12 protein-coding genes are annotated in these 12,001 nt (G+C 28.8%); 2 read left to right on the forward strand and 10 right to left on the reverse strand.

Annotation, left to right across the window (positions count from 1 at the left end; translation table 11 throughout):
- Window positions 1-131: 131 nt before the first annotated feature.
- Window positions 132-605 carry a MarR family winged helix-turn-helix transcriptional regulator gene (locus tag CHL78_RS08540; protein WP_094367578.1) on the forward strand — a complete coding sequence of 158 codons (474 nt, stop codon included), beginning with the start codon at window positions 132-134 and terminating at the stop codon, window positions 603-605.
- Between the two features lie 395 nt (window positions 606-1,000).
- Here the strand turns inward: CHL78_RS08540 and CHL78_RS08545 are convergent, their stop codons facing one another.
- The 9 genes from CHL78_RS08545 to CHL78_RS08580 all read right to left on the reverse strand — a co-directional run bounded on the left by CHL78_RS08545 (window position 1,001) and on the right by CHL78_RS08580 (window position 9,601).
- Entirely contained in the window at window positions 1,001-2,365 is a 1,365-nt protein-coding gene (locus CHL78_RS08545; RefSeq protein WP_094367577.1) for a sensor histidine kinase, read from the reverse strand.
- Window positions 2,356-3,021: a response regulator transcription factor gene (locus CHL78_RS08550; RefSeq protein ID WP_094367576.1), complete on the reverse strand. Its 666-nt coding sequence runs from the start codon at window positions 3,019-3,021 to the stop codon at window positions 2,356-2,358. Before CHL78_RS08550 ends, CHL78_RS08545 begins: the two co-directional genes overlap by 10 nt.
- A gap of 14 nt (window positions 3,022-3,035) precedes the next feature.
- Window positions 3,036-3,782 (reverse strand): lantibiotic immunity ABC transporter MutG family permease subunit, encoded by a 747-nt coding sequence (locus CHL78_RS08555; RefSeq protein WP_094367575.1) that lies wholly within the window; start codon window positions 3,780-3,782, stop codon window positions 3,036-3,038.
- A 2-nt stretch (window positions 3,783-3,784) separates the two neighbouring features.
- The gene (locus tag CHL78_RS08560; RefSeq protein ID WP_094367574.1) at window positions 3,785-4,507 is read right to left on the reverse strand and encodes a lantibiotic immunity ABC transporter MutE/EpiE family permease subunit; all 723 of its coding nucleotides are present in this window, start codon (window positions 4,505-4,507) and stop codon (window positions 3,785-3,787) included.
- Entirely contained in the window at window positions 4,500-5,204 is a 705-nt protein-coding gene (locus tag CHL78_RS08565) for a lantibiotic protection ABC transporter ATP-binding protein (protein WP_094367573.1), read from the reverse strand. The genes CHL78_RS08560 and CHL78_RS08565 overlap by 8 nt, the downstream gene beginning before the upstream one ends.
- 327 nt (window positions 5,205-5,531) lie before the next feature.
- The gene (locus CHL78_RS08570; RefSeq protein ID WP_094367572.1) at window positions 5,532-5,762 is read right to left on the reverse strand and encodes a hypothetical protein; all 231 of its coding nucleotides are present in this window, start codon (window positions 5,760-5,762) and stop codon (window positions 5,532-5,534) included.
- A gap of 10 nt (window positions 5,763-5,772) precedes the next feature.
- Window positions 5,773-5,910, reverse strand: coding sequence for a hypothetical protein (locus CHL78_RS20725; protein WP_158540666.1), 138 nt, complete (start codon window positions 5,908-5,910; stop codon window positions 5,773-5,775).
- 25 nt (window positions 5,911-5,935) lie between these two features.
- On the reverse strand, window positions 5,936-8,005 hold the full coding sequence (locus tag CHL78_RS08575; RefSeq protein ID WP_094367571.1) for a beta-galactosidase: 2,070 nt from the start codon (window positions 8,003-8,005) through the stop codon (window positions 5,936-5,938).
- 120 nt (window positions 8,006-8,125) lie between these two features.
- Window positions 8,126-9,601, reverse strand: coding sequence for an amino acid permease (locus CHL78_RS08580; protein ID WP_094367570.1), 1,476 nt, complete (start codon window positions 9,599-9,601; stop codon window positions 8,126-8,128).
- 209 nt (window positions 9,602-9,810) lie between these two features.
- Here CHL78_RS08580 and CHL78_RS08585 point away from each other — a divergent pair, with 209 nt between their 5' ends.
- The gene (locus tag CHL78_RS08585) at window positions 9,811-10,632 is read left to right on the forward strand and encodes an AraC family transcriptional regulator (RefSeq protein ID WP_094367569.1); all 822 of its coding nucleotides are present in this window, start codon (window positions 9,811-9,813) and stop codon (window positions 10,630-10,632) included.
- A gap of 1,032 nt (window positions 10,633-11,664) precedes the next feature.
- Here the strand turns inward: CHL78_RS08585 and CHL78_RS08590 are convergent.
- Window positions 11,665-11,805, reverse strand: a complete 141-nt coding sequence (locus CHL78_RS08590) for a Mor transcription activator family protein (protein WP_274541846.1) — start codon at window positions 11,803-11,805, stop codon at window positions 11,665-11,667.
- Window positions 11,806-12,001: the final 196 nt, after the last annotated feature.

The raw sequence follows: 12,001 nt of genomic DNA on the forward strand, positions 1-12,001 counted from the left end.
AAATACAACTTTATCAGCACTATGTCTTCATATTTTTATAATATAGTCAACTTGATTGACTTCATTGTATATAGTACAATATAATTCACATAAAGTCAACTTGATTGACTTTATTTAAGGAGGTTTTATATATGAATCATCAAATATTTAGTGAATTTAATCTTACATCACTTTTGTCATTATCCCTTAGTTCATTGATTGATGAGCTAAACGACAGAATGAGTGAGCTAGGATATGGAGATATTAAACCTTCACATGGTTTTATGTTCAAATTTATAACACCTGATGGAGCAACAGGTATAGAAATCGCTGAATACTTAGGAATTACAAAGCAAGCTGTGAGTAAAATGGTGGATTATCTTGAGAAAAGTGGTTATGTAATGCGTAAAAATCATCCCACTGATAGGAGAGGTAAAATTATTGTTTTGACTGAAAAAGGTTTGCTAGTAACTAAGTTAAAAGACGAGATACTAATTGAGATTGAACAACGTTGGATTGAAAGTATAGGAGCTGAACGAATACAAATGCTAAAAGAAGATTTAGCAAAATTATCTTATGAAGCAAATAAAGGGAAATTATCACCCAAATCAAGACCTATCTTATAAATATAGGTTTAAAATAAAGTGTGTACTATCCAAGAAAATAGTGATACTTAGTATATTGAATCTCATTATTGAATTTTTTACTATTAATCTTATACATAGTGTAAAGTATGTAGATAAAAATTATAACTTTATTTTTTAATAATATTTCATCTATTTATTTATAATACTATATTTTTAAAGTTATACATAAAAAATCCACGACAATTCTATCGTGGATTTCAATGGTGGAGGCGATTCACAAGAATAATACCCACAATTAACTTATACTCAACTTTATAATAAATGCCTAATAAAACTTCACATTCATTTATAGCTTATTTAAAATACTATACATATAGAATTACAATAAATATACTCCAGCTATACTAAGTATATTTATAATCTATCTGAATATATCACACTTTAGTATTAATCATTAACGAAACCTCTGCACCAACTTCGTCTTCTCTATTTTTTAAAATTACAAAACCACCATGCTTTTTAGCTACAGATTCTACAATATACAATCCCATACCATAATGTTCTCCAACTTTTCTTTCATTTGCTTCCATATAAAATTGACTTGTGGCATTTTTGAGTCCACTCTCATTAAATCCTCTACCAGAATCCCTTATAGTAAATATAAACATATCTTCCTTCTCACTTACTACAAACTCAATCTCACTTTTTGTAGGTGAATAGTCAACTGCATTTGACATTATGTTTACAATAGCTCTCATTAAGAGTTCTTTATTCCCTATAATTATTTTTGTTTTATAACTCATCTTATTAGAAAGTGCTATGCTTTTTAATGAACACAAAGCGTAAAGTTCACGTTTTAATTCTTCTACAAATTTATCTATGTCAATAGCTTCTTTAGTTTCATTTTTTTCTAAAGATGATTTTGATATATCAATTAATATTGATATATATTTTTCAACTTTATCTGCATTATTAATAATGTAGTCTGTAAACTCTCTATCCTCTTGACATAGTTGACTTTCCTTTAAAAGTTCTGCGTTTCCTTTTATTATGGTTATTGGTGTTTTTATATCATGAGCTAGCGCACATATTTGATTTTTCTTTTCCTTTTCCATATACCACTGCATCATTAACGATTCTTTTAAGGCTATTTTCATATTTGAAATTGAAATTAATACTTCATTAAATTCTTTTACGTCACTATTTTTCACTTCAAAATCTAAGTCTTGATTCATTATTTTCTCCGTTGATAATTTAAGAGGATGCAATTCTTTTTTTAATTTTTCACCAAATTTTATTGCTATGATAAGTGCTATAAATATAAATCCAGTTAAAAATACAACTATTAATAGTTTTTCTGGGTATGGTATTAAGTCATGCAGTATCTTTGATGTAAAGTGTGCTTTAATATCAGATCCTATTATACAAGTTCCATCTTTAAAAATTATTTTATTGTAAACATATTTACTGCTAAATTTTTCTCCATATAAGTATTTGTTTATGTTCTTTGTTTCCTCTTCATCGGTATTTGCTTTAACCACTTTATTTTTATTATCAAAAAAAATGTATTTACTTGAATAAGGTATTTTACTTGAATCAAACTCTAACCCCTGCTTCGCTTCTAGTTTTAATTTTTCTACTTGATTTTCCATATAGTTGGCAGGTTTTATTATATCCTTATTAACAGAAATATTAATAAATGCTACTAATGAAAAAATCCATATTATACTTAAAATACAGAAACTAATCAAGTATCCTAAAAATATCAGGTACAGACTTTTTCCTCTTTTTATATCCATTTATATCCTATCCCCCAAACTGTTGTGATGGGGCTTTCTATATACTTAGTAAGCTTAGCACGTATATTTTTTATATGTTCTCTAATACAGCTACTGTCACTATCTTTGTCAAATCCATAAACTTCTATAAAAATTTGTTCTAGTGTAAAAACTTGTCCCTTGTGTCTTGCTAAATACTCACAAATTTTATATTCACCTTTTGTAAGTAGTATTTTTTCATCATTGAAATATATTTCTTTTGATTTTAAGTTAAATTTTAATTCATTTGTTAATAAAACTTGTTGTTTTTCTCTATGTTCTCTTCTGAGATGAGCCTCTACTCTTGCCCTTAATTCCAAAATACTAAAAGGCTTTTTTATATAATCATCTGCACCTATAGAAAATCCTTCTAATATATCTTCCTCCATAGTTTTGGCAGTTATGAAAATTATTGGACAATCAACTTCATCTCGAATATCTCTACATAAAGTAAATCCATCTACTGTTGGCATCATTACATCTAATAGTATTAAATCAAATTTATTAAGTTCTTCTTTACTAATATCTATTGCATTATTTCTTATAGTAACTGCGTATCCCTGCTTTTTCAATGCATTTTTTATTAAATTGCAGATCTCAATCTCATCATCAACTACTAAAATATTTATATTATTCATAAATACTCCTTACTCTAATAATTTTCTCTTTTCCCTTCCCAATGATTACTAAATATTAATTGTGAAATAAAAGTTATAGCTATAAATATTATCATTATAAATATACCTTGTATTATCTCACTATTTTGAATTAATATATTTTCCTTGTACATTATAAAGTAAGAAGATAATCTCATTGAATATGCCCAAGGTATCACTTGCCATATTCCATCTCCTAAGCCAGTTAACATAAGTGCTGAAATAAGGCTTCCAATTATTCCAATTCCAATTGATGCACCTTTGCCAAAAGAAAATACTACTAAATATTGTATCATATATAAAAGTATGTTACTTGAGAATACTATCAAAGTTTCTTTATAATAAAAACTTATCTTTATAGATTCATTTCCCATAATATAAAACATAATTCCAAAACTTAGTATTGCTATAAACGTTGATATTAATCCTAAAATAATTATTGATATTAACTTGCTAAAATGGGGAAGGTATTTTTTATTAGGAGTAGTTAAAAAGTATTGAAACCCTCCACATTCTTCTTGTTCATATACCATATTCAATATAATAGATATTATTAAAGGGAATGACATTGAAATAATTTGAATATAGGAAATAACTTTATCTAATTCATTCCATGGAGAAACTGAGTAGTACACTAAAAAAGGTATCATAGCTAACACTGGAATAATAAAATGTACTTTAATTATTTTTGAATGATAGAATTTATAAAAATCTATCTTTATATAATTTATAAAACTTGGCATAATTAAACCTCCTGTTTTTCAAACCATTTTGCAGTTAGATACGACATTACAATATAAAGCGGAACAGTTACTACTACACCTATTAATATAACTTTTATATCAAATGGATACGCTCCAGCCTCAACAGATAAACCATTTGGCATAACTCTTATTACATAACACATAAGTTTTGATGGTATCGCAAATGGTATCCACCAGATTGGTGTTAACGCTAATAGTATGCCACCAAGAAAATTGCATAAAATGCTAATAATTATAGTAAATCCAGTGCTAAATTTCATGGCTAAGTACATCAGCACCGGTATTTGCCACGAGAACGTTATAAATAATATTGTAGATGCTAATAAACTATTTTGAACTTGAATAGCGGTTTCAAATATAAATCCCATAATTGTTATTACTACGAAAAACACTAAACAACTTAACCCTAAATACATAGTACTGATAATAATTTTAGAATACCAAATTTTTTGTTTATCCACTATAACACTAAATAATCCATTGAATTTTCTTTTCCTATCATTAGATATAATAAATGAGCATATCATAGTAAAGCTTCCTGGTAATATTAATGTATACCACCAGTTATAAGCACTTGTTTGTATATAGTATCCTCCCATTAATACAAAAGCTATTGCTATACTTACTAATGGAGCTAAATATATTAATTTTTTTTGAAAAGTATGCTTTTGTTTTAGGTGCTCTGATTGTAGTATTTTATTCATATTTAGTACCTGCCTTTTTAACAACTTCTAAAAATAACTTTTCTAAATCTATATCCTCTTGAACCTTTTCTTGATACCAAAGTTGACCATTTGCAATTATTCCTATATAATCTGCAATTTGATCTACTTCAGATAAAATGTGGCTAGATATGATTACTGTTATTCCTTTTTTGGGGAATGATTTAATTAATTCTCTTAAATCTCCTATGCCTATTGGGTCTAATCCATTAGTAGGCTCATCTAAGATTAATAGTTTTGGATTATTTAATAAAGCTATTGCAATTCCTAGTCTTTGTTTCATTCCCATTGAAAACTTGCCTGCTTTTTTGTTTCCTGTATTTGTAAGGTTAACAATTTCTAGAACTTCTTCAATTCTTGAATCTGGTAAGTTGTATAATAGTGTACGTACTTTTAGATTTTCTCTTGCGGTTAGGTTTTCATATATTGGCGGTTGCTCTATAAGTGAACCTATTTCTAATAAGTCATTTCTTGACCATACTTTTTCTTTGTATATTATTTCTCCTGATGTAGGATTTATCATTCCTGTAAGCATTTTAAGTAATGTTGATTTTCCAGCTCCATTTGGGCCTAGCAATCCATATATTGAATTCTTTGGTACTAGTAAAGATATATCTTTATTTACTTCTTGTTTTTTATAGCTTTTATTTAAATTTTTTGTCTGTATCATATATTTCATAAAAAAACATCCCTTCTACTTTTTGATTTAATAAAAGTATAAAGAATGTTTATAAGGATTTTATAAGGATTAGTATTTTTTATACTATAAATAAAAAACACATTGACTATTATATCAATGTGTTTTTCGTGTATTTCAATGGTGGAGACGAATCGCAGGAATAATACCCACGATCCAAAATTTTATATTTTTCTTACCATAAATGGGTATTTATTTAATTAAATCATAAATTATTTTATATTATCAAACTAAAAATAGTTTTTACTTTTAAGATAAAAATATATTGGATCTACAGAGATTATGTTAAACATATTCTTTTCATCCCAATCATAATTTTTTACTATCCATTAATAACTGTATTTTACCATCAACATCTTGGTACTCTTCTACTTCTATATTTTTGTATACTCCTGGATAATTATTATCATAAATTTCTATACGGTATTCATCTAGATATCTATTATTTTTTAATAGTTTCTGACCTACAATGGCATGTCCTGAACCATTTCCTCTAAACCCAATTAATATAGGTCCTTGTTTTATATCATAACTTAGCACTCCTATACTTTTAATCGGTACCTCTATATATATGTTCTTTATTATCTAATTTATATGCTTTTTCATATTTTAGGAAAGAATATCTCATATTTTTATCTGTTTGTAATGGTAATCTACCTTGATAATTCAATATACTAGCTAGAGCCATACCGTAGCAAGCTCTACCTTCTCTTCTATTTATTTCTAACTATTCTCACACCGTAAGGTTCTAGCTCTAAAGTTTTGTTGATTTTTTCTCCATTTTCCATGTTTATTAAATCAAAATCTTTAATATCTATAACCTTATCTTCATCTGTAAAGTTCATGAAGAATACAAATTCGTTATTTTCATCTCTACGAACTTGAGCATTAACTCCTGTTGGTAAATCTAATTCTATAGCTCTTTGTAACTTTATCTTTTGTGCTACACTTCTGTAGAAGTCAGCTAAGAATTCATCATTGTTTCTAAATGCTATGTAGTATGCTTCACCTTCTCCAAACTTATTGCAAGTTAATGCAGGCATTCCTTTATAGAAATCTGTTTTATAAGTTGCAAGAACTTCTGCACCCTCTGAATGTATTAAATCACAGAATATTTTAGCCTCATATTCACCGCTCATAGATAGACTATTGTTATCTTCTATAGTTACATAATTTACATCTTCATCATAAAGAGCATCTAACTCTTCTGCCCATATACCTGTAACTTTTCTAAGTGGACCAGGGAATCCTCCTAAGAAACATAAGTCATTTTCATCAACAATTCCACTCCAGTAAGTAGTTATTAAAGTTCCCCCTGCTTTTACAAACTCCTCAAGTCTTTCACCAACACCAGGTCTTACCATATAAAGCATTGGGGCTACAACAACTTTATATTTAGAGAATGAACAATCCATATTTATAACATCTACAGGAATTGACATATCCCAGAATGCTCTATAGTGCTTTTGAACTGTATCAAAGTAATCCTTCTTCTCTATTCTTGGACCTTGAGCATCATTTACAGCCCAGAAGTTTTCCCAATCATAAATAACTGCTACTTCTGGCTCTACAGATGTTCCCATTACGTCCTTTAGATTAGTTAATATTTCACCTACTCTTGTTACATCTCTAAATACTCTTGTATTTTCATGTCCACAGTGGTCTACTACAGCTCCATGGAATTTTTCTGATGATCCTCTACTTTTTCTCCATTGGAAATACTGTACAGTATCTGAACCATGTGCTACTGCTTGTATAGAAGATAATATGTGCATACCAGGTCTTCTTAGCTTAGCTACTGATTGCCAGTTTGTTGAACTTGGAGAACTTTCCATCATCATAAATGGTTTTCCATTTAATATCGATCTATTTAAGTCATGAACAAATCCAATTCTACTACCTTCATGATTGTCAGATCTATCTCCATGCCAGTAAGGATAGTTATCCCATGATACTACATCTAAATAAGGTGCAAATTTCCAATAGTCAATACCTCTCTCAAGTGATATATAATCATGGAAGTTTGTAGTTACAGGAATATCTGGTGATATTTCTTTTAGTATGCTTCTCTCGTGCTTGTAATAATCTAATGTTTGATGAGTAACAAATCTCATCCAATCTAGATTTAGTCCATGTAATGCTGGTTCTCCGTGTGGTGCTGGAGCCTCTATTTCACTCCAATCTTGATATGTATGACTCCAGAATTTACTCCACCATGCATGGTTTAGCTTATCTAAATTATTGTCATATTTTTCTTTTAAGTATTCTCTAAATGCCTCTTCACATAAATGACAGTTACATTGTCCTTCAAATTCGTTAGATATATGCCACATAATTAATGCTGGGTGGTCTTTATATCTTTCAGCTAATAATCTATCTATTATTGCAATTTTTTCTCTATATATAGGCGATGTATAACAATGGTTATGACGCTCTCCGTATAGGTTTCTCACTCTATTAGGTGTAACCCTTAAAGTCTCTGGATATTTCTTAGCCATCCATGCAGGTTTAGCTCCACTTGGAGTAGCAAGAATAACATAATTTCCATTTTTGTGCATTAAATCCATTACTTCATCTAGCCATTCAAAATTAAAAACTCCTTCTTGTGGCTCTAACATAGTCCATGAGAATATCCCTACTGCTACAACATTTGAATGAGAAAGCTTCATTAATCTAACATCTTCTCCCCAAATACTAGGCATATCAATCCATTGTTCTGGGTTATAATCTGCCCCATGAAGCATTTTATCTACTTTAGAACTTATTGGTCCGTAATTTTTCATAATAATCCCCCCATATTTTTAGTTAATCATCAAAGTAGTTAAGTAAACTTTTAAATCTACTTTGATGATCGCATTATTGTATTTTTTACATTAAATATCTTTTAATGTTTTCTATAGAATTTATGCCATAGATGTAACTAATTCATTAGCTACTTCTTTACCTACTTTTTTCTCATATTTTCTCCAACGAATTTCAGCAAATCCTATGAATATAACTAATCCTAATACATTGTATAATAATACGAATACTGGGTTAGTTGCTCCTGCCTCTAATGTTCCATTGAAGTATGCTTCAAATGTTTCTGGTGATGGAACTGAAGATATTATGAACACGAATGTAAATAGTGTTAATAATAAAACTCCTAACGCTATTCCAAATGTTCTAGATCCAACCTTGAAATTTCTTTCCATATCATCCTTTTTAGCTCTTAATACTATATATCCAACTAGGAAGAACAGTACCGGAATTAATGAAGTAGAAGCTGTCATGTTTATTAACATTTCAAGTAAGCTATCTATAGAACCTATTCCTAGAGCTGGTATTATTAATAATACTGTTACTATCATAGCTTGAAGATATAGTGCATTTACAGGATTTCCTTTATCATCAGTTTTTGCAACCCAGCTACCAAATATCCCTTCTGGTATCTCAGAGAATAATACTTTTACTGGTGCCGCAGTCCATAATACTAATGAACCTAAACTTGCAAGTAACATTATAAATCCTACAATATTTGTAACTATATTTCCTAAACCGTAGTGATTACCTAATATTCTAAATGCATCAAACAATCCATTAGAGAAGTTACCTGATAGAGTTTCAGCTGGAACAACTAAACCTACAGATACAGCTCCTAAAGCATATAATCCCCCAACAACTATAGTAGACATTAACATTGTTCTTATAAATGTCTTGTTTCCACCTTTTACATCTTTGATGTATACTCCTATACTTTCAGCTCCACCAACAGCTTGTAATACCCAAGCTAAAACCATAAAGTATGTCCAATTGAATTTTGGCATAATAGTTTCAGTAGTAAATTCTTGAGCTGGCGATTCTCCTAAGAATAATATAACTCCAAAAGATAACACTATGAATCCTAATCCTAATACTATTCTAGCCATTCCTGAAATATTTGTAATTTTAGCTATCCAAGATACACCCTTTGTTGATATGAATGTTACTATCCAGAATAATACTATTGATATTATTGATATTAAAACTGTTTTTCCATCAAATACATTTCTACCAGTTAATGTGAATGATGCGTATATTAATACTTTTGGTAATAATGACGTAAAGAAAAATAAATTAACAAAGAAATATGACCACGATCCTAGGAATGCCCATCTTGCACCTAGTGATTTTTTTATCCAACTATTTATACCTGATTCTGAATCTGAACTTGCTGATGCAAACTCCCCTATCATTAATGCAAATGGGAAGAAGTAAAATATTGTTCCAAATATGTACGATGGTATTGTAGCTAATCCAATATTTACACTACTATCAATAATATTCCCAAATGAAAACACTGCTGTAAAAGTCATTAACATTAGTGCACTTGAACTTAAGGTTCTTCTTTCTTCTTTCATGTATAACCCCTCCTAATGAAATATAAATTATACCCCTTTTTAAAAAAACGTTTTTCTTAAAATTATAATATCATACAGAATTATCTCTATCAATGCACTAATGTTTCTATATTTTGTACTTTTGTTGTCTATATTTTATTTTAAAAATTGACAATAATCTTTATTTATCATATATTTTAATAGGTATTTTGATAAAAAAGGAGAAATTAATGAATAAAATAGGTATTTTTTCAACTGAGTTAAAACCTAGCAATGAATTGTATATTTTTGAGTGCGGATACGAACATTGCGAACCAAGGGATCCATACCAATACGAACCTATTGATTACTACTTAATCCACTATATACTAGAAGGTGAAGGATTATTCTTTATAAATGACCAATGTTATCATCTAAAAGCAGGAGATGGATTTTTTATTCCACCTGATACTGCTAATAATTATTATGCTTTGAAAGATAACCCTTGGGTTTATAGATGGATTGGAATAAATGGTCTTAAAGCTAAAGAATTGTTATCAATGTGTGGATTCAAAAACGACAATTTTGTTTTTAGATACACTGAAGATAATAAATTAGATGACTATTTTAGAAATATTTATGAATGCTGTTGTGATGATGATTTATATATGGCATTAGGATATTTATATCAACTTTTCTCTCTGTTAAAAGTTGACAATCATGAAAACGTTGTAGATAATTATTCGCCCTACAACGAGTATATTGATAAAGGTATAAATTTTATTAAAGATAACTACTACAAAAATATAACCGTTTCAGATGTAAGTAATTATCTAACTATTGACAGAAGCTATTTTTATAAAATATTTAAACAGAGTATGATGGTTACTCCTCAACAATATATAATTGAATATAGAATACAAAAGGCCTGTTCTCTACTTAGAAAAAGTAGTTACTCTATAAATAAAATAAGTGATTTAGTTGGATTTTCATCCCAGGCATATTTTTCAAAGATATTTAAAAAAACGCTAGGTGTGACTCCTTTTGAGTACAGAAATACATTCATTAAATAATCACAATGTTTATTTAATTTATTACACATACAAAAAGCTATGCTAAATACAAATATTCAGCATAGCTTATGTCTTTTATTATATCAATATTGGCCTAATTGCAATATCAAATTGAACTATTTTCAAAAATGTAAAAAATAACCAAAATACTCAGCTGCATATATATAATACTTTTACCTAATACTTTCTTGTTTTTTATTTGATTTACAGCGTAGCTGATGCATTAGATACATTCAAGCCTTTTAAATGGGCGACAAGAATTTTTACGATTTTTTTTCATATATAGCCTCACCAGTGTCTGCAAGATACATATCTACTTGCTTACCTTGTTTAATTTGTATGGTTTTACCCCTTTTAATCTCATTTTAAATTGTGTTTATAGGTCTACATAGCTCTTTTGCTATTTATTATAGTTGCTATATAACTCTGTAATATAGTCTTTATATGATCTGACTTTAATCTCTACTTATTTGTATCTCTCCTTGAAGTATTTAATTATGTTTGTTTCTTCCTTTAGTAATTATAAAGGTTATCATAATGTTAAGGTCAACTATATATTATAAAATTCTATGATTCTGGCTACTGTCGAAGTTGAGGTATTTGATAGTGATGCTAGTTTTGTTAGTGAGTAACATTTTTGTTTCTATCTAATGGTATATTTATTTTGTAGTTCATGTTTTGCTTCCTCCCCCTTTTATTTCATATCCTATCTTTTTATTCGATTTTGTTTTATGAGTATATAGTATCAAAGAGTTTGTGTATGTAGTGATAAAATATGTTCATAAGTTTTATATTTTTAGACATGAAAAAAGATATTAGCTATTTAGCCAATATCTTTTTTCGTGGATTTCAATGGCGGAGACGAGCCTCACTGAACCCCGTTATTTACTATCTTTTATTTCTTCATAAATATTTTGACTATATATATTTTGACTATATATATTTTACCATAAAGTTCTTATTAAATTAATATTTACCACATCAAATAATCATCCTACTACTATCTAAATCCCTTACCTCTAGCACCCATGATCAACCTCTCTTAGCAATCCTCCTCACATGATTTGCACTAAGATCATACTTTCTTCCAAGCTGACTAGCATTTGCCCCATTGTACCTTCTCATAATCTCCATATCCCTTGACATCCCGCAAAGCCTCATATAAGTCGGTATATAAACATTATTTTATTCCAACTAGGAATTTATCTCCACAACATTTTCCACAATAAATGTTGCAAACATAGGTTTTAACTACATACACACTATTTAACATACAATATAATTATCAAGTGAAACTTCCTTAGTAGTAATTTCATTTGATAATAAATTTATAGGAGGTAATACATATGGCTGTTGTTGTACTAAGAGA

It is taken from the genome of Romboutsia weinsteinii, from assembly GCF_002250835.2.
Classification (GTDB): domain Bacteria; phylum Bacillota; class Clostridia; order Peptostreptococcales; family Peptostreptococcaceae; genus Romboutsia_A; species Romboutsia_A weinsteinii.